The sequence below is a fragment of the Limimaricola hongkongensis DSM 17492 genome (assembly GCF_000600975.2).
Taxonomy (GTDB): domain Bacteria; phylum Pseudomonadota; class Alphaproteobacteria; order Rhodobacterales; family Rhodobacteraceae; genus Limimaricola; species Limimaricola hongkongensis.
Genome location: NZ_KK088653.1, coordinates 314,861 through 331,764, shown reverse-complemented (window position 1 = coordinate 331,764; position 16,904 = coordinate 314,861). Strand labels below are relative to the sequence as shown.

Below are 16,904 nucleotides of genomic sequence, written 5' to 3'. Positions count from 1 at the left end.
GACCCCGCCGCCCGGCAAGGGCGACGGGGTCCAGGCTCGACCGGGGCCCCGCGGGGCCCCGGCACGGTTCAGCGGTCGCCCTTGAGGGCGGCGCCGAGGATGTCGCCCAGCGAGGCGCCCGAATCGGAGGAGCCGTACTGCTCGACCGCTTCCTTCTCTTCGGCGATCTCGCGCGCCTTGATCGACAGGCCCAGCTTGCGGGTCTTGCTGTCGACGTTGGTCACGCGCACGTCGATCTTGTCGCCGACGCCGAAACGCTCGGGGCGCTGCTCGGCACGGTCGCGCGACAGGTCGGAGCGACGGATGAAGGACTTCATGCCCTCATAGGTCACCTCGATGCCGCCATCCTCGATCTTGGTCACCTCGACGGTGATGATCGAGCCGCGCTTCACGCCGCCGATGGCATCCGCGAACGGGTCGCCGTCCATCGCCTTGATCGAGAGCGAGATGCGCTCCTTCTCGATGTCGACCTCGGTGACCTTGGCCTTCACGACGTCGCCCTTGCGGAAGTCGCCGATCACGTCCTCGCCACGACCTTCCCAGGTCAGGTCGGACAGGTGGACCATGCCGTCGATGTCGCCCGGCAGGCCGACGAACAGGCCGAACTCGGTGATGTTCTTCACCTCGCCCTCGACCTCGGTGCCCTCGGGGTGGGTCTCGGCGAAGACTTCCCACGGGTTGCGCTGGGTCTGCTTCAGGCCGAGCGAGACGCGGCGCTTGGCGCTGTCGATCTCGAGCACCATCACTTCCACTTCCTGCGAAGTGGAGACGATCTTGCCGGGGTGCACGTTCTTCTTGGTCCAGCTCATCTCGGAGACGTGGACCAGACCCTCGACGCCCGGCTCCAGCTCCACGAAGGCGCCGTAGTCGGTGATGTTGGTCACGCGGCCGGTATGGGTCGACTCGATCGGGAACTTGGCTTCCACCGAATCCCACGGATCGTCCTGCAGCTGCTTCATGCCGAGGCTGATGCGATGGGTTTCCTTGTTGATCTTGATGACCTGGACCTTGACGGTCTCGCCGATCGACAGGATCTCGCTCGGGTGGTTCACGCGGCGCCACGCCATGTCGGTGACGTGCAGCAGGCCGTCAACACCGCCGAGATCGACGAAGGCGCCGTATTCGGTGATGTTCTTGACCACGCCGTCGACCGTCTGGCCTTCGTGCAGGTTGGCGATGACCTCGGCGCGCTGCTCGGCGCGGCTCTCTTCGAGGATCGCGCGGCGCGAGACCACGATGTTGCCGCGGCGGCGATCCATCTTGAGGATCTGGAACGGCTGCTTGAGACCCATGAGCGGGCCGGCGTCGCGCACGGGGCGCACGTCGACCTGGGAGCCCGGCAGGAAGGCCACGGCGCCGCCGAGATCGACGGTGAAGCCACCCTTGACGCGGCCGAAGATGGCGCCTTCGACGCGCTCTTCGTCGGCATAGGCCTTCTCGAGACGGTCCCACGCCTCTTCGCGGCGGGCCATCTCACGGGAGATGACGGCTTCGCCGCGGGCGTTCTCGACCTGGCGGAGGAAGACCTCGACCGTGTCGCCGGGCTTGAGATCGGCCTGCTCGCCGGGGTTGGCGAATTCCTTGAGATCGATGCGGCCTTCCATCTTGTAGCCGACATCGATGATGGCCTGGCCCGCCTCGATGGCGAGAACGCGGCCCTTGACGACGCTGCCTTCGGACGGCGTGTCGATTTCGAAGCTTTCGTTCAGGAGGGCTTCGAATTCCTCCATGGATGCTTTAGCGCACATGCGGTCAGTTTTTCCTTTGTAAGTCGCTATACGGGCCAGGCGGTTGTCTCCGCCGGTCTTTGGATTACGGCTTGCCGGAAAGAGCGGACCAACGCCACGAGGGCCGGTGAAGCCGACCCTTGTCTTGTCCTGCTCACGCGCAAGCTGCGCGTCGCTCTCCCGACGCCTGCGTCTATAGTGTGATCCGCCCTGCGGATCAAGCAGCGCGGCCACACCTGCGGGTCGGCGTCGTCACCGGCCATTGCCCTTCGCCGCCGGGGTCGTCCCTATGGGCGGATCGACGAGGGAGGCCCGGTGGATCTCGACATTCTTCTTGCCCTGAACCGGCTCGCCGGACGCGACACCGCGCTCGACGCGCTGACCGTGCAGATTTCCGCGAGCCCGATCTTCAAGGGCCTGCCCCTGATGATGCTGGTCTGGGGATTGTGGATGCTGCCGCAGGCGCGACCGGCGCGCCGCCGTGCGGGGCTTGCGGCGACGCTGGTGGTCGCGGTGCTGGCGCTGGTGGCGGGGCGGCTGATGTCGCTCGGCCTGCCCTACCGGGCCCGGCCGATCCACGACCCGGACGTGCCGCTGCGGATGGCCGACACGATCAGCCAGGACACGCTGGGGGGCTGGTCCTCGATGCCGAGCGACCACGCGGTGCTGTTCTTCGCGCTGGCCACCGGGATCGCGCTGGTGGACCGGCGCTGGGGCGCGGTGGCGCTGGCGCATGCGCTGTTCGTGATCGCCGCGCCGCGCGTGATCCTCGGCTTTCACTGGCCGAGCGACATCCTCGTCGGCGGGCTGATCGGCGCGGCGCTGGCGCTCGTCGCGGTCCCGCTGCTGCGCCGGATTCTGCTCGGCACCGGGCTGCTGGACTGGCTCGAAGCGCGGCCCGGCTTCAGCTACCCGCTGATGTTTCTCGTGACGCACCAGCTCGGCACGATGTTCACCTCGACCCGCAACCTGCTCGCGGTGCTGCGCGACGTGGCGCTCGGCTAGCGGCCCAGCGCCGCCGCGACCTGCGCCACGGCGGCGGCCACGGCCTGATCGACATCGAGCTCCGAGGTGTCGAGCAGGTGCGCATCCCCGGCGGGCTTGAGCGGCGCCTCGGCGCGCTCGGAATCGCGGGCGTCGCGGGCCTTCACATCCGCCAGCACGCTGTCGAAGCTGACCTCGTGACCGGCCTCGACCAATTCGGCCAGCCGCCGCCCCGCCCGCGCCTCGGCGCTGGCGGTGACGAAGAGCTTCACCTCGGCGCCCGGGCAGATCACCGTGCCGATATCGCGCCCGTCGAGCACCGCGCCGCCCTCGCGCCGGGCAAAACCGCGCTGGAACGCCAGCAGCGCCGCGCGCACCTCGGGGATCGCCGCGACCTCGCTGGCGGCCTGCGCCACGTCGGGGCCGCGCAGGCCGGGCTGCTCCAGCGCCTCGGGCACCAGCCCGCGCGCCGCCGCGACCGGGTCGGCGCCCTTGAGCACCAGCGCGCCGACGGCGCGGTACAAAAGCCCGGTGTCGAGATGGGCAAAGCCGAAACGCGCGGCGACCGCGCGGCCCACGGTGCCCTTGCCCGCGGCGGCGGGGCCGTCGATGGCGACGGTGAAGATCATGCCCGCGCCACCGATGCCCCGAGCCCCGTCATCAACGGCTCGAACACCGGGAAGGAGGTCGCGATCGGCCCGCCATCATCGACGCGCATGGCCGCGTTCGTGGCCAGCCCCATGACGAGGAAGGACATGGCGATACGGTGGTCGAGACGGCTTTCCACCGTGGCGCCGCCGGGCACGTTGCCCTGCCCGCGCCCGTGGACGATCCACCAGTCCTCGCCCTCCTCGACCTCGACGCCCGCGGCGCGCAGCCCCTGCGCCATGGCATCGATCCGATCGCTTTCCTTGACGCGCAGCTCCTTGACCCCGCGCATCACCGTCGGGCCGTCGGCAAAGGCCGCGACCACCGACAGCACCGGGTATTCGTCGATCATCGACGCGGCGCGCGCGGGCGGCACCTCGATCCCCTTCATGTCGGGCGAATACCGCGCCCGCAGGTCGGCCACCGGCTCGCCCCCCTCCTCGCGCGGGTTCTCGTAGGTGAGGTCCGCGCCCATCTCGCGCAGCGTCTCGAACAGCCCGGCACGGGTCGGGTTGAGCCCGATATTGGGCACCAGCACGTCCGAACCTTCGGCGATCAGCGCGGCGCAGACCGGGAAGGCCGCCGAAGACGGATCGCGCGGCACGGTGATGTGCTGCGGCGCCAGCTCCGGTTGCCCGGTCAACGTGATGACCCGCCCCTCGGCGGTTTCCTCGACCACGATCTCGGCCCCGAAGCCCGCGAGCATCCGCTCGGTGTGGTCGCGCGTGGCCTCCTGCTCGATCACCACGGTCTTGCCCGGCGCATTGAGCCCCGCCAGCAGCACCGCCGATTTCACCTGCGCCGAGGGCACGGGCACGGTGTAGCGCACTGGCATCGGGTCGGTCGCGCCGGTGATGGTCATCGGCAGCCGCCCGCCCTCGCGGCCTTCGGCGCGCGCACCGAACAGCGCCAGCGGATCGGTGACGCGTCCCATGGGCCGGGAGCAGAGCGAGGCGTCTCCGGTGAAGGTCACGGCGATCGGCGACGTCGCCATCGCCCCCATGATCAGCCGCACACCGGTGCCGGAATTGCCGCAATCGATGACACCATCCGGCTCGGCAAAACCGCCGACGCCGACGCCATGCACCGACCAGCGGCCCCCGCCATGGTCGGTCACATCGGCCCCGAAGGCGCGCATCGCCTTGGCGGTGTCGAGCACGTCCTGCCCTTCGAGCAGGCCTTCGATCACCGTTTCGCCCACCGCCATCGCGCCGAGGATCAGGCTGCGGTGGCTGATCGACTTGTCGCCGGGCACATGCGCTTCGCCCGCGAGGCCGGGGCCGCGCTGGGACATCATCGGGATCGGATCGCCATGGCCGGACATCGGGGCACCTCGTCTGTTGGTCGCCTGCGTTCCTAGACCGCCGCCGGGCCATGGTCCACGCCCATGGTTACTTTGTTCCCCAAATACGCAAGACGACCGGCTGTCGCCTCACGGTCGGCGGAAAGTCAGGTAATGCGGCCGCCGCCCCTCGCGCAGGGCTTTCTGCTCATAGCGGGTGGAGGGCCAGTCGGCCCAGGCGGCATCATCCGGGTGATCGATCCGCCCGAATCCCGCGGCGGGGACCTCTTCGAGCGTCTGGCGCACGTAATCCTCGATATCCGTCGCGACCCGGAACTCGGCGCCCGGCGCCATCACCCGCAAGAGCGGTTCCAGATGCTCCTGCGTCACGAAGCGCCGCCGGTGATGACGCGCCTTGGGCCACGGGTCGGGGTAGTTGAGAAACGCCTTCTCGACGCTGCCATCGGGCAGCACGTCGAACAGGTCGCGCACGTCGCCGGGATGCACGGCGATGTTGTCGACGCCCGCATCGCGGATCTTGCCCAAGAGCATCGCGACGCCGTTGATATAGGGCTCGGCCCCGATGATCGCGATGTCGGGATTGCTCTTGGCCATGTGCACGAGATGCTCGCCGCCGCCGAACCCCACCTCGAGCCAGACCGGCTTGCCGCCGAAACGCGCGTCGAGATCGAGCTTTTCACGCGCGGGGTTCACGTCCCAGCCCACGGGCCCCGGCGACAGCGCGTCGAGATCGTGTTCGAGGTGATCCTTCTGCGTCGGGCGCAGGGTCTTGCCGTGAATGCGGCCATAAAAGTTGCGCCACGGGGCGCCGGGGGTGTGCGAGCCTTTTGTCATGGCGCGCGGGTTAGCGCGGGCAGCACATCTGCGCAACATCTCCATCGGCGCACAGCCGTCCGGCCGGTCGCCATGCGTATTTATGGAATGGTGAAAGGCAAGGCGCGCCCTGACCTTTCACCATTCTCCAAATACGCAATCCCGCCATTGGGGCCGGCGCGGCATCCAGCCTGTCGCGCCGCGCCTCAAAACCCGCGCTTGAGCGCCGCGGCCAGGTCCGTACGCTCCCACGAAAAGCCGCCATCCTCTTCCGGCGCGCGACCGAAATGGCCGTAGGCGGCGGTGCGGGCATAGATCGGACGGTTCAGCCCGAGATGCGTGCGGATGCCGCGCGGCGTGAGGTCCATCGCCTGCGCGATGGCGCGCTCGATCTCGGCATTCGCGACCTCGCCGGTGCCATGCGTGTCGGCATAGATCGACAGCGGCCGGGCAACGCCGATCGCATAGGAAAGCTGGATCGTGCAGCGTTCGGCCAGACCGGCGGCGACGACGTTCTTGGCGAGGTAGCGCGCGGCATAGGCGGCGGAACGGTCGACCTTGGTCGGATCCTTGCCCGAAAACGCGCCGCCGCCATGCGGGGCCGCGCCGCCATAGGTGTCGACGATGATCTTGCGCCCCGTCAGGCCCGCATCGCCATCGGGGCCGCCGATCACGAACTTGCCGGTCGGGTTCACCCACCATTCGGTCCTGTCGGTGATCCAGCTTTCGGGCAGCACCTCGCGCACATAGGGCTCGACGATGGCGCGGATGTCGGCGCTGGTCTGGCCCTCGTCCGAATGCTGTGTCGACAGCACGATCCCGGTCGCCTCGACCGGCATGCCGTTTTCGTAGCGCAGCGAGATCTGGCTCTTGGCGTCGGGGCGCAGGGTCGGCTCGGCGCCGGATTTGCGGGCCTCGGCCAGCCGCTTGAGCACCCGGTGCGCGTAATGGATCGGCGCGGGCATCAGCTCGGGCGTCTCGCAGCAGGCATAGCCGAACATGATGCCCTGATCGCCCGCGCCCTCTTCCTTGTCCTCGGCGGCGTCCACGCCTTGGGCAATATGCGCCGACTGCGCGTGCAGAAGGTTCGTCACCTCGACATCGCGGTGGTGGAAGGCGTCCTGCTCGTAGCCGATGTCGCGGATGCAGTCGCGCACGATGCCCTCGACCCCGCCGAGCACGTCCGCGAGACGGTTCTGATCCTTCAGGCCGATCTCTCCGCCGACAATGACGCGATTGGTGGTGGCAAAGGTTTCACAGGCGACACGCGCCTCGGGCTCCTCGGCCAGCAGCGCGTCGAGCACCGCGTCGGAGATCCGGTCGCAGACCTTGTCGGGATGACCCTCGGACACCGATTCGGAGGTAAAGATGTAGTTCTGGCGGGACATGGGGAGGTGCTCCATTGAAAATCGCCCGGCACGCCAGGAAGCCGTTGTGCCGGGAATCCGGCTTCGCTACGCCCCGGCCCGTTCCCGGTCAAGCCGATTTCGGCGCATACCCGCCAGTCCCAGCGCCAGCAGCATTACCAGCATCGGTCCATCGCCCCAGCGCGCATAGCCCGGCGCGGCCCCACGCGGCGGCAGGGGGGCATCCACCGCCCCGGTTTCTCCCAAACCGATCCGCGCCGTCACCCGGCCCTGCGCATCGATCATGCCCGTCACACCGGTATTGGCCACCCGCGCCATCGGCATCCGCTGTTCGATAGCGCGCAGCCGGGCCTGCGCGAAATGCTGGTAGGGCCCGGAGACGGTGCCGAACCACGCATCATTGGTCATCAAGAGCATCAGCCGCGGGCGCAATGCCCCCGGCGCGGCGGCGGCGTTGATCTCGCGCGCGAAGATGCCCTCGTAGCAGATCAGCGGCAGCGCGAGGCCGAGGCCCGGCACCGAAACCGGGTGCAGGCCGGGGCCGGGCGTGTAACCGCCGCCCTCGCTCGCCGCCAGCCCATGGATGCCGAACCGGGCCGCGATCTCGCCGAAGGGAATGTATTCGCCGAACGGCACCAGATGCGTCTTGTCATAAAGCGAGACGATCTCGCCCGCCGCGTCGACCACGATGGCCGAATTGTAGTAGCGCGCAGCCTCGCGCCGCTGGATGCCGAGCGCCAGGGGCGCGCCGCGCGCCGCCGCCACGCCCTGCGCCAGCGCATCGCCGGATTGATCCAGAAGCCATGGCAACGCGGTTTCGGGCCAGACCACGAGATCCGGCACCGCCCCCTGCCCGGTCAGCCGCATCAGGCGTTCGTGGAACACCGGCTGCCACTCGGGATCCCATTTCAGGGCCTGCACCGCGTTTGGCTGCACCAGCCGCACCAGTGGCGCGCCTGCGTCCGGCGCGGGCGCGGGGCCGGGATCGAGCGCGACCCACGCGCCCGCGCAGGCCAGCGCCGGAATGGCGAGCCAGAGGCTGCGGCCAATCGCCAGCGCCGCCGCCGGAAGCCCCAGCGCGATCAGCGTCAGAAGCGGCGCGCCACCCAAGGCGGCCAGCTGCGCCACCGGCGTGTCGATGAAGACGTGGCCGGGCATCGCCCATGGAAAGCCGGTGAAGACCACGCCACGGGCCATTTCGACCGCCACCCAGAGCGCCACGAGCAACGCCCCACCCCGCCGATGCGCCAGCGCGAAGGCCGCACCCCAGAACAGCGCCAGCCCGCCGCAAAGCAGCAGGACCGCAAAGGGCGCCATCCAGCCATGGCGCGCGGCATCGACGAAGAACGGCTCGACGATCCAGGACAGCCCGAGCCCGAACCAGCCCGCGCCAAAGCCCCAGCCGGTGAGGAACGCCCCGCCCCGCGTTGCGGCGTGATCGCGCAGCACCAGCGCCAGGGCGACGGTCGGAAGCGTCAGCCACCACAGGCCCCAAGGCGCGAGCCCCAGCGCCGCGACCGCCCCCGCGAACCCGGCCAGCCCGGCGCGGGGCCAGGGCCGCGCGGCAAGCCGCCACGCGGCGGGGCGGGCCGCGGCCCGCAGCGCGCCGATGCGCATGGGCCTCAGACGTCCCGGCTCTCGGGGAGACGGATGCGCAGCCGCTTGATCCGGCGCGGATCGGCGTCGATCACCTCGAACTCGATGCCCGCGGGATGCTCGATCACCTCGCCGCGCGCGGGCACGTGACCCGCCAGCATCGAGACGAGACCGCCGAGGCTGTCGATCTCTTCCTCGTCGATCTCCTCGTGATCGGTGAGGTCCATGCCGATCGCCCGCTCGAAGGTTTCGAGCGGCGTGCGCGCCAGCGCCAGCCAGACGCCGGGCTTTTCGCGCAGGAAACTCTGCGCTTCGTCGACGTCGTGCTCGTCCTCGATCTCGCCCACGACGGTTTCGATCAGGTCCTCGATCGTCACGAGCCCGTCGGTGCCACCATACTCGTCGATGACGAGCGCCATGTGGATCCGCTCGGTCTGCATCTTCTGCAACAGCACGCCCAGCGGCATCGAGGGTGGCACGTAAAGCAATGAGCGCAGCATGTCGCGCAAGCTGAAATCGGGCCGCTCGGGCACGAAGCAATATCTCAGCGCGAAATCCTTGAGGTTCACGAGCCCGATCGGCGTGTCGAGCGTGCCGTCGAAGACCGGGATGCGGGTGAGGCCGCTGTCGCGGAACACCTCGATCAGCTCGTCCATCGGGATCGACACCGGCACCGCCGTGATGTCGGCTTTCGGCACCATCACGTCCTCGACCCGCATCCGGCGCAGGTTGAGCATGCCCGGCATCGGCAGCACGGGCGCAAAGCCGCGCGGCACCTCGACCGCGGGCAGGTCCGACTCCGCGGGGTTCAGAACCCCGATGATGCGGCTGAAGAAACCGCGCCCTCCCCCGTTCTCGGCGGTGGCGCTACTTGACCCCTCGGGGCCGTCTCCGTCGGCGTCGCGGGGGCTTCCCGCGGCGGCCGTGTCAAACGCGTCGCCCATCGTCTCCTTCCGGTGCTGCTGTGGCTTCTGCGGCATATGGGTCCGCTACCCCCATCTTGCCAAGTATTTCCGTCTCCAACCCTTCCATCAGCGCGGCGTCCGGGTCGGTTTCGTGGTCGAACCCCATAAGATGCAGGGTCCCGTGCACCATCAGATGCGTCACGTGATCGGCGGTTGTCCGCCCGGCCTCCCGCGCTTCGCGGGCGCAGGTCTCATAGGCGATGGCGATATCGCCCAGCTCGGTCGGCCCCATCGGGTCACGCCGCGGCGGCGCGGGGCGCGCGCCCGGACGCGCCGCGCCGCGCTCCTCGGAGGGCCAGCTCAGAACGTTGGTGGGCTTGGGCTTGCCACGGAAATCGGCGTTGAGGTCGGCGATCCGCGCATCCGAGCAGCCCAGAAGGCTGATCTCGTAATGGCCGGGGTCCAGCCCCAGCCCTCCGAGCGCAGCGACGCAGGCCGCCTCGGCCAGCTCTTCGAGACCGACGCTCTCCCAGCGGTGATCCTCGATCAGGCAATCGACCAGCGGCGGTCGGGCGGGGCTACGCTGCGCCATCGGCTTCGTAGGCGTCGATGATCGCGGCGACCAGCGGGTGGCGCACCACGTCCCTGGAGGTGAAGTAGTTGAAGCTGATCTTGGGAATGTTCTTCAAAAGCCGTTCGGCATCGTGCAGCCCCGAGGTGACGCCGCGCGGCAGGTCGACCTGTGAGCGGTCGCCCGTGACGACCATGCGCGAGCCCTCGCCCAGACGGGTCAGGAACATCTTCATCTGCATGGTCGTGGCGTTCTGCGCCTCGTCGAGCACGACGAAGGCGCGGCTGAGCGTGCGGCCGCGCATGAAGGCGAGCGGCGCGATCTCGATCACCTTCTCTTCCATCATCTTGGCGGCCTGCTTGCCCGGCAGGAAATCGTTCAGCGCGTCGTAGAGCGGCTGCATGTAGGGGTCGACCTTCTCCTTCATGTCGCCGGGCAGGTAGCCGAGCTTTTCGCCCGCCTCGACCGCCGGGCGGCTCAGGATGATCTTGTCGACATGGCCCTGCAGGAACATCGACACGCCGACCGCGACCGCGAGATAGGTCTTGCCGGTGCCCGCCGGGCCGATGCCGAAGCACAGTTCGTTGTCGAACAGCGACCGCACATAGGCCTTCTGCGCCTCGGTGCGCGGCTCGACGAGCTTGCGGCGGGTCTTGATCTCGATCCGCTCGGCGGTCGGGTCGGATTTGAACAGGTCGATCTGATCGGCCTCGCTGGTGCCCGAAGGCTCGAGGCTGCCCATGCGCAGTTCGCGGTCCACGTCGCCCGGCTCCACCGGGCGCCCGGCTTCGAGCCGGGCATAAAGCGCGTTCAGCACCCGCGCCGCATCGGCCCCCGCCTCGTCGTCACCGATCACCGACAGGCGGTTGCCGCGCCGCAGAATCTGCACCCCCAGCCGCTCCTCGATGGCCGCGATGTGGCGATCATGCTCGCCACACAGATCTATCAGAAGGAAATTGTTCGGAAACTCGAGAACGGTCTCGGTCGGGGTGGCGATGGACAAGCAGAACTCCTCATGCCGGGTGGTGCCGATGGGCAACCCGATGGTCGCAATTCGCGGCAGGCCGCGCAAGCGCATGACATGGGCGCTGACAGAAAAACCGCAAGGCGTGTTCGCGAGCGCGTGCGGCACCGCACCGCCCCGATCCCGGACACGTGAACGGGGCCGCGCCGAGGGACGGCCCCGTTCAGACATCACGTCTTCCGGATCAGAGGATGTCGGGAACGGGCGAGCCGTCCTTGAACGGGCCGACCGCCACGCCCGGCTGCGCCACGCCCGAACAGACCGGTCGCCCGTCCGGCGTCAGCCGCTCGCTCATGTAGCCCTCGACCCCGTCATCGATGATCCAGTGGTCGCAGCCGTCCGGATCGACCCAGATCCCGGCGACCAAGGTGCTCAGATCGTGCGAATTGATGCCGCGATCGACCGTCTTGTTCGAGCTGATCGAGGTGCAGGCCGCCACCGGGCCCAGCAGGCCGAGGATCGCGAAGCTCTTGAGAATGGTCATGATGTCGCTCCTCAGCGCAGGCAGTAGATTTCGACGCGGCGATTCGCCTGCATGCCCGCGGCGGTCGCGTTCGACGCCTTTGGCCTGCGCTCCCCGAAGCCGCGCACATCGACCACGCGGGCGCCGATCCCTTGCGCCACCTGCGCCACCGCGCGGGCGCGGTTATCCGACAGGGTGATGTTGTATTCGTCGCTGGCCCGGCTGTCGGTATGACCATAGATCAGGAAGCCGAAGGCATCGGCCTGCGTGAAGAATTCGCGCAGCCGGTCGCGGCCCGCGGTGGAGATGTTGAAACGGTCGGTGGCGAACAGCGTGTCGGTCGGCACCACGCCGCAGATCTCGGAACGGTGGCAGACCGGCGAGCCGTCGCGGCGGCGGCGCGGCCCCATGTAGCCTTCGGCCCCGTCATCCATGGCCCAGTGCTCGCAGCCATCCGGGTCGATCCAGATGCTCGGGCTGTACCGCTCGGCGTCGACGATGCGGGTGTCCTGCGCCATCGCCGGGGCGCCCGCCGCGCCAATCGCCAGCCCGAGCGCCACGATCCCCCCGGCCGCGGCGCGCAACTTGTCTGTCATGAATGAGGCCACTTGTTCTGATCCTTCCCGAACGCTTGTCGCGATGGCACCCGCCCATGGCAGCCGGACGAATGCTTTGCCGACAGAGTGTTAATGGCAATCATGTCCTTGGAAAGGCCCCGACGGGATTTTGCCGCGGCGCGGCGCAACAGTGCCCGCGCAGGGGCGGGGATTGTCGGCGTCACGGCGACATGATCGCGCCAGACGCCGCCAGGCCACGCCGATTGCGCCCTGATATTGCCGCATTCCGAGAGGCGCGCCGGAACGATTCTGCGCCTGTCTACCCCGCCAGTTCGCCCGCCAGCGAATTCGGCCCCGATGCGGTGATGCGGACGCGGGCGATTTCGCCGCGCAGGCTTTCGGGGGCGGCGACATGCACCGCGAAGAGATGCTCGGACTTGCCGACCATCTGCCCCGGAAGCCGCCCCGGCTTTTCGAACAGCACGGTGGTCTCGCGGCCCACCATCGCCTCCTGCGCGGCGCGCTGCTGATCGCCCAGGAGCTTCTGAAGCCGTTGCAGCCGGTCGTCCATCACCGACGGCTCGACCTGCGTCTTGCGCTCGGCGGCGGGGGTGCCGGGGCGCGGCGAATACTTGAACGAATAGGCCGAGCCGTAGCGGACCTCGCGCACCAGATCCATCGTCGCCTCGAAATCGGCGTCGGTCTCGCCGGGAAAGCCCACGATGAAATCCGAAGTGAGCAGGATGTCGGGCCGCGCGGCGCGGATGCGCTCGATCAGCCGGAGGTACTGCTCGGCGGTGTGCTTGCGGTTCATCGCCTTGAGAATGCGGTCCGAGCCCGACTGCACCGGCAGGTGCAGATAGGGCATCAGCTTGGCCTCGTGGCCATGCGCGGCGATCAGGCCTTCGTCCATGTCGTTGGGGTGCGAGGTGGTGTAGCGGATCCGCTCCAGCCCGTCGATCCGCGCCAGCTGCCCCACCAGAGCCGCGAGGCCGCCCTCCGCGCCCTCCAGATCGCCGTGCCAGGCGTTGACGTTCTGGCCCAGCAGCGTGATCTCGCGCACGCCCGCCTCCACGAGCCCGCGTGCCTCCGAGACGATCCGCGCGGCGGGGCGGCTGACCTCGGCGCCACGGGTATAGGGCACCACGCAAAAGGCGCAGAACTTGTCGCAGCCCTCCTGCACGGTCAAAAACGCGGTCGGCCCGCGCTTGGCCTTGGGGCGGGTCTTCAGCGCCTCGAACTTGTCGTCCTCGGGAAAATCGGTGTCGACGGCGCGGCCGCCCTGCCCGACGCGGGCCTCCATCTCGGGCAGGCGGTGATAGCTCTGCGGCCCGACCACCAGATCCACGAGCGGCATCCGCGTCAGGATCTCCTCGCCCTCGGCCTGCGCCACGCAGCCCGCGACGCCGATCTTGAGGTCCGGCTTGGCCTCCTTGAGCGGGCGCAGCCGCCCGAGATCGGAATAAACCTTTTCCGCCGCCTTCTCGCGGATATGGCAGGTATTGAGCAGCACCATGTCCGCCTCGTCCTGCACCTCGGTGGTGACATAGCCCGACGCGCCGAGCGCCTCGGCCATGCGCTCGCTGTCATAGACGTTCATCTGACAGCCATAGGTCTTGATGAAGAGCTTCTTGGGCGCCTGGTCCATCGCGTCCATCCTTTGCGAGATCAGGGGCCCGCTCTAAGCCAAAGCCCCGCATCTTGCAATGTCGTCCCCGCCCGGCCATCCCTGTGACGAAACGACGGGAGACGGCGATGAAGCATGATGGGATCGAGCGGTTCACGCGCATGCTGCGCCGGACGCGCGGCACCCCGCAGGGCCCCATCGCCCTCGTGCTGGTCGAAGACGCGGTCGAGCTCGACAGCACGCTGCGCCACCACCTCGACCTCGGCTTCTCGCGGGTGGTGGCGGTGATACCCGACGACCTGCCGCGCCCCGGCTTCGAGGCGCCGCGCCTCGACGTTCTGCGCGCCGAAACCCGGGGACCGCAGTCCGGGCTCGACATCGTCAACGCGGTGATCGCCGCCGCCGCGCCGGGGCAGTGGCTGTTTTATGGCTACAACGCCGAATACCTGTTCTTTCCCTTCGGCGAAGATCGCGGCATCGCCGATCTTTGCGCCTTCGTCGCCGAGGAGCGGCGCGACACCGTGCCCTGCGTGACGGTGGATCTCTATGCCACCGACCTGCGGGCGCACCCCGACGGGGTCTCGCGCAAAGGCGCGCATCTCGACCGGATCGGCTACGCCGCGCGGGATCGCTTCGACGCGCGGGGCCGCGCGCTCGACCGGCAACAGGAGATCCATGGCGGGCTGCGCTGGCGGCTTGAGGAGCACATCCCCGAGGCGCGGCGCCAGATCCTGCGCATCGCGCTGTTTCGCGCGGCATCCGGGCTGCGGCTCGGGCCCGATCACCGGTTCAACCGCGAGGAATACAACACGCTGCAGGGCCCGTGGCACCGCTCGCCCATGGCGGCGACGATGTCGTTTCGCACCGCCAAGGCACTGCGCCGCAACCCCGCCACGCGCGAGGCAATCGAGGGGTTCGACTGGCCCGGTTCGGTGCGGTTCGAATGGCGCTCGCGGCAGCTGCTCGACCTGGGGCTGATCGAGCCGGGGCAATGGTTCTGAGCGATCAGGCCCGCCCGTAGGCCTCGGCGATCGCGATTTGCATCGCCGCCGCCGGGTCGCGGTGCGCCCAGGAGACGAGCTGGAACGCCGGGTAGAAGCGTTCGCAGGCGTTGAAGGCGGTGTGGATCATGGTGTCCACCTGTTCGGACCCCGCGATCTGCCCGCCCGACAGCACCAGCCCGTAGCGATAGGCCATCATCCCCTGATCGCCCCACCAGCTGAACCCGCCGGCCCAGCAGCGGTCGTTGATGCGGTTCATGAGATCGTAGATCTGCGGCAGCCGCGGCGCGGGCGGCTCCATCTCGAACATGCAGGCCAGCCGAAGGGTTTCGTCCGCCGGCTGCCAGGCCAGCGTGACGGTATAGTCGCGCCACTGGCCCGAAAGCGTCATGGCGATCTGGTCCTCGGCCACCCGTTCGACCGCCCATTCGTGCAGGTCCGCGACCTGCTCGACCAGGTCGATCGGGTGGATCTCGTCGTCGAGATAGGACTCTGACAGCGCCATGACGGCCTCTTTTCTTTGCGGCGAGGGGCGCGCAAGCGCCCATCTGAGATGCGGTAGCCGAGGTGCTTTCGCCCACCGCGCTTCGGGTGTATATGGTGAGTCTCGACCGAGTCGCTGTAAAGCCGTTTCTTGGGGATAATCTTCCCGATTCGGTCGATTCGAGAATCACTCCCGACATTTCTTGTGGATAACCGAATCGCCCCGTGGCGCTGCCTTGGCGGCATGCTGCCGTCGCGACGGGCGTTGCACCCGCACCCCGCCTGCGTCAGCCTTCGCGGCAAAACGGGAGACATCCATGAACACCGACCTCTTGAAGCGCCTGTGCGAAACCCCCGGCGTGCCGGGCCACGAACACCGGGTCCGCGACCTGATCACCGCCGAGATCGGCGACCTGTTCGATCATGTCGAGACCGACGCGATGGGCAGCCTGCATTGCCGCCGCGACGCGCGCGCCGAAGCCGCGCCGAAGATCATGCTGCTGTGCCACATGGACGAGATCGGCTTTCTCGTCAGCCACATCGACGAGAAGGGGTTTCTTTGGCTGCAGCCGGTCGGCGGTTTCGATCCGCGCAACCTGTTCTCGCGCCGGGTGCTGGTCTGCACCGATGACGGCGACATCAAGGGCGTGATGAACCCCGGCGGCAAGCCTCTGCACATCTCCAAGCCCGAGGATCGCAAGAAGGTGCCCGACGTGGGCGAGTTCTTCGTCGACACCGGGCTCGGCAAGGCCGCCGCCGACAAGGTGAAGATCGGCGACATGGTGGTGATGGACGAACCCTTCCTCGAGATGGGCGACAAGTTCGTGTCCAAGGCGCTCGACAACCGCGTCGCCTGCTGGCTCGGCATCGAGGCGATCCGCCAGCTGGCCGACAAGGGGCGCGGCGCCGAGATCCACGTCGTGTTCACCACGCAAGAAGAGGTCGGCCTGCGCGGCGCGCGCACCGCGGCCTACAAGGTGCGCCCCGATATCGGCATCGGCGTCGACACCACGATCGCCTGCGACACGCCCGGCGTGCCCGACAAGGACCGCACCACGGTGCAGGGCAAGGGTTTCGGCCTGCATGTGCGCGACAGCAGCTTCATCGCCGATCGCGGTCTCGTCGCCGATCTCGAAAAGCTCGCCAGCGACCGCGACATCCCGTTCCAGCGCACCATGCTGGCCGCGGGCGGTCAGGACGGGGCCGCGGCGCAGCAGGCGGCGGCGGGCGCGCGCGCCGTGGGCGTGGTGGTCGGCACCCGCTACATCCACACCGTGACCGAGATGGTCGACCGCGCCGACCTCGAAGCCGCGCGCGACATCCTGAGCGCCTATCTCGCAAGCTTCGAGGGCTAAGCCGCGCCCGACACGCGAAGGGGCGGCCCGACGGGCCGCCCCTTTCACATCGGTTTGATCCGTGGCGTGACCGGATCCGCGATCAATTCGAGGTCTTGGTCTCCAGCGCCGCGATCCGCGCCTTGAGCGCCTCGTTCTCCTCGCGCGCCTTCTGCGCCATCATGCGCACCGCGTCGAATTCCTCGCGCGTGACCAGATCGCGTTCGGCCAGCCAGCGGTCGAGCATCGACTTCATGGCGTTGTTGGCCTCGTCCTTCGCGCCTTGCGCCACGCCCATCGCGTTGGTCATCAGCTGCGACAGATCGTCGAAGATCTTGTTTCTCGATTGCATGGCGGGTCTCCGCTGTTTGGACTGGCCCTCTATATGGGCGGTCGGGGCGCGTGCGACAAGCAGACCCTGCCCGCCCAGGGATCGGCAGGCCGCCGCCTTCGCCGCGCGGGCGCCCGGATTGACAAGCCCCGGCACCACGCCGCAGGTAT

At 68.6% G+C, this 16,904-nt stretch carries 17 protein-coding genes and 1 riboswitch; of the genes, 3 read left to right on the top strand and 14 right to left on the bottom strand.

Annotated features, from left to right (window positions below; genetic code table 11):
* Positions 1-68: 68 nt before the first annotated feature.
* The gene (gene rpsA / locus LOKHON_RS12065; protein ID WP_081610634.1) at positions 69-1,748 is read right to left on the bottom strand and encodes a 30S ribosomal protein S1; all 1,680 of its coding nucleotides are present in this window, start codon (positions 1,746-1,748) and stop codon (positions 69-71) included.
* A gap of 294 nt (positions 1,749-2,042) precedes the next feature.
* On the opposite strand from rpsA, the gene LOKHON_RS12060 reads away from it, so the two are divergent.
* Positions 2,043-2,732 carry a phosphatase PAP2 family protein gene (locus tag LOKHON_RS12060; RefSeq protein ID WP_017929701.1) on the top strand — a complete coding sequence of 230 codons (690 nt, stop codon included), beginning with the start codon at positions 2,043-2,045 and terminating at the stop codon, positions 2,730-2,732.
* Here LOKHON_RS12060 and LOKHON_RS12055 read toward each other — a convergent pair.
* The 11 genes from LOKHON_RS12055 to miaB form a co-directional block, all read right to left on the bottom strand.
* Entirely contained in the window at positions 2,729-3,340 is a 612-nt protein-coding gene (locus tag LOKHON_RS12055; protein ID WP_017929700.1) for a (d)CMP kinase, read from the bottom strand. The two genes, LOKHON_RS12060 and LOKHON_RS12055, sit on opposite strands and share 4 nt — an antisense overlap.
* Positions 3,337-4,683, bottom strand: a complete 1,347-nt coding sequence (gene aroA, locus LOKHON_RS12050; RefSeq protein WP_017929699.1) for a 3-phosphoshikimate 1-carboxyvinyltransferase — start codon at positions 4,681-4,683, stop codon at positions 3,337-3,339. The genes LOKHON_RS12055 and aroA overlap by 4 nt, the downstream gene beginning before the upstream one ends.
* Positions 4,684-4,791: 108 nt before the next feature.
* A complete protein-coding gene (gene trmB, locus LOKHON_RS12045; protein ID WP_017929698.1) occupies positions 4,792-5,496 on the bottom strand; it encodes a tRNA (guanine(46)-N(7))-methyltransferase TrmB in 705 nt (234 codons plus the stop codon).
* Between the two features lie 185 nt (positions 5,497-5,681).
* Entirely contained in the window at positions 5,682-6,863 is a 1,182-nt protein-coding gene (metK, locus tag LOKHON_RS12040) for a methionine adenosyltransferase (protein ID WP_017929697.1), read from the bottom strand.
* 7 nt (positions 6,864-6,870) lie between these two features.
* Positions 6,871-6,919: riboswitch (SAM-SAH riboswitch) on the bottom strand.
* Positions 6,920-6,929: 10 nt separating this feature from the next.
* Complete coding sequence (gene lnt / locus LOKHON_RS12035) at positions 6,930-8,459, bottom strand: apolipoprotein N-acyltransferase (RefSeq protein ID WP_017929696.1); 1,530 nt, start codon at positions 8,457-8,459, stop codon at positions 6,930-6,932.
* Positions 8,460-8,464: 5 nt separating this feature from the next.
* Positions 8,465-9,382, bottom strand: coding sequence for a transporter associated domain-containing protein (locus LOKHON_RS12030; RefSeq protein WP_017929695.1), 918 nt, complete (start codon positions 9,380-9,382; stop codon positions 8,465-8,467).
* Positions 9,366-9,935, bottom strand: a complete 570-nt coding sequence (gene ybeY, locus LOKHON_RS12025) for an rRNA maturation RNase YbeY (protein WP_017929694.1) — start codon at positions 9,933-9,935, stop codon at positions 9,366-9,368. Before ybeY ends, LOKHON_RS12030 begins: the two co-directional genes overlap by 17 nt.
* Positions 9,922-10,992, bottom strand: coding sequence for a PhoH family protein (locus LOKHON_RS12020; RefSeq protein ID WP_081610633.1), 1,071 nt, complete (start codon positions 10,990-10,992; stop codon positions 9,922-9,924). Before LOKHON_RS12020 ends, ybeY begins: the two co-directional genes overlap by 14 nt.
* Before the next feature lie 130 nt (positions 10,993-11,122).
* Complete coding sequence (locus LOKHON_RS12015; protein WP_017929692.1) at positions 11,123-11,422, bottom strand: hypothetical protein; 300 nt, start codon at positions 11,420-11,422, stop codon at positions 11,123-11,125.
* An 11-nt stretch (positions 11,423-11,433) separates the two neighbouring features.
* Entirely contained in the window at positions 11,434-11,997 is a 564-nt protein-coding gene (locus LOKHON_RS12010) for an OmpA family protein (protein WP_033315684.1), read from the bottom strand.
* Positions 11,998-12,277: 280 nt separating this feature from the next.
* Positions 12,278-13,606: a tRNA (N6-isopentenyl adenosine(37)-C2)-methylthiotransferase MiaB gene (gene miaB / locus LOKHON_RS12005; RefSeq protein ID WP_017929690.1), complete on the bottom strand. Its 1,329-nt coding sequence runs from the start codon at positions 13,604-13,606 to the stop codon at positions 12,278-12,280.
* 107 nt (positions 13,607-13,713) lie between these two features.
* On the opposite strand from miaB, the gene LOKHON_RS12000 reads away from it, so the two are divergent.
* Positions 13,714-14,586: a glycosyltransferase family 2 protein gene (locus LOKHON_RS12000; RefSeq protein ID WP_017929689.1), complete on the top strand. Its 873-nt coding sequence runs from the start codon at positions 13,714-13,716 to the stop codon at positions 14,584-14,586.
* A 4-nt stretch (positions 14,587-14,590) separates the two neighbouring features.
* Here the strand turns inward: LOKHON_RS12000 and LOKHON_RS11995 are convergent, their stop codons facing one another.
* The gene (locus LOKHON_RS11995) at positions 14,591-15,091 is read right to left on the bottom strand and encodes a type III secretion system chaperone family protein (protein ID WP_017929688.1); all 501 of its coding nucleotides are present in this window, start codon (positions 15,089-15,091) and stop codon (positions 14,591-14,593) included.
* A 295-nt stretch (positions 15,092-15,386) separates the two neighbouring features.
* Between LOKHON_RS11995 and LOKHON_RS11990 the strand changes: the two genes are divergently transcribed.
* Positions 15,387-16,424 (top strand): M42 family metallopeptidase, encoded by a 1,038-nt coding sequence (locus tag LOKHON_RS11990; RefSeq protein ID WP_017929687.1) that lies wholly within the window; start codon positions 15,387-15,389, stop codon positions 16,422-16,424.
* Positions 16,425-16,506: 82 nt separating this feature from the next.
* Here the strand turns inward: LOKHON_RS11990 and LOKHON_RS11985 are convergent, their stop codons facing one another.
* Positions 16,507-16,755, bottom strand: a complete 249-nt coding sequence (locus tag LOKHON_RS11985) for an accessory factor UbiK family protein (protein WP_017929686.1) — start codon at positions 16,753-16,755, stop codon at positions 16,507-16,509.
* Positions 16,756-16,904 lie beyond the last annotated feature (149 nt).

Coding starts and splice junctions, on each gene's coding strand:
- rpsA (WP_081610634.1), bottom strand. CDS start 1,748: ATGTGCGCTAAAGCATCCATGGAGGAATTCGAAGCCCTCCTGAACGAA.
- LOKHON_RS12055 (WP_017929700.1), bottom strand. CDS start 3,340: ATGATCTTCACCGTCGCCATCGACGGCCCCGCCGCCGCGGGCAAGGGC.
- aroA (WP_017929699.1), bottom strand. CDS start 4,683: ATGTCCGGCCATGGCGATCCGATCCCGATGATGTCCCAGCGCGGCCCC.
- trmB (WP_017929698.1), bottom strand. CDS start 5,496: ATGACAAAAGGCTCGCACACCCCCGGCGCCCCGTGGCGCAACTTTTAT.
- metK (WP_017929697.1), bottom strand. CDS start 6,863: ATGTCCCGCCAGAACTACATCTTTACCTCCGAATCGGTGTCCGAGGGT.
- lnt (WP_017929696.1), bottom strand. CDS start 8,459: ATGCGCATCGGCGCGCTGCGGGCCGCGGCCCGCCCCGCCGCGTGGCGG.
- LOKHON_RS12030 (WP_017929695.1), bottom strand. CDS start 9,382: ATGGGCGACGCGTTTGACACGGCCGCCGCGGGAAGCCCCCGCGACGCC.
- ybeY (WP_017929694.1), bottom strand. CDS start 9,935: ATGGCGCAGCGTAGCCCCGCCCGACCGCCGCTGGTCGATTGCCTGATC.
- LOKHON_RS12020 (WP_081610633.1), bottom strand. CDS start 10,992: ATGCGCTTGCGCGGCCTGCCGCGAATTGCGACCATCGGGTTGCCCATC.
- LOKHON_RS12015 (WP_017929692.1), bottom strand. CDS start 11,422: ATGACCATTCTCAAGAGCTTCGCGATCCTCGGCCTGCTGGGCCCGGTG.
- LOKHON_RS12010 (WP_033315684.1), bottom strand. CDS start 11,997: ATGACAGACAAGTTGCGCGCCGCGGCCGGGGGGATCGTGGCGCTCGGG.
- miaB (WP_017929690.1), bottom strand. CDS start 13,606: ATGGACCAGGCGCCCAAGAAGCTCTTCATCAAGACCTATGGCTGTCAG.
- LOKHON_RS12000 (WP_017929689.1), top strand. CDS start 13,714: ATGAAGCATGATGGGATCGAGCGGTTCACGCGCATGCTGCGCCGGACG.
- LOKHON_RS11995 (WP_017929688.1), bottom strand. CDS start 15,091: ATGGCGCTGTCAGAGTCCTATCTCGACGACGAGATCCACCCGATCGAC.
- LOKHON_RS11990 (WP_017929687.1), top strand. CDS start 15,387: ATGAACACCGACCTCTTGAAGCGCCTGTGCGAAACCCCCGGCGTGCCG.
- LOKHON_RS11985 (WP_017929686.1), bottom strand. CDS start 16,755: ATGCAATCGAGAAACAAGATCTTCGACGATCTGTCGCAGCTGATGACC.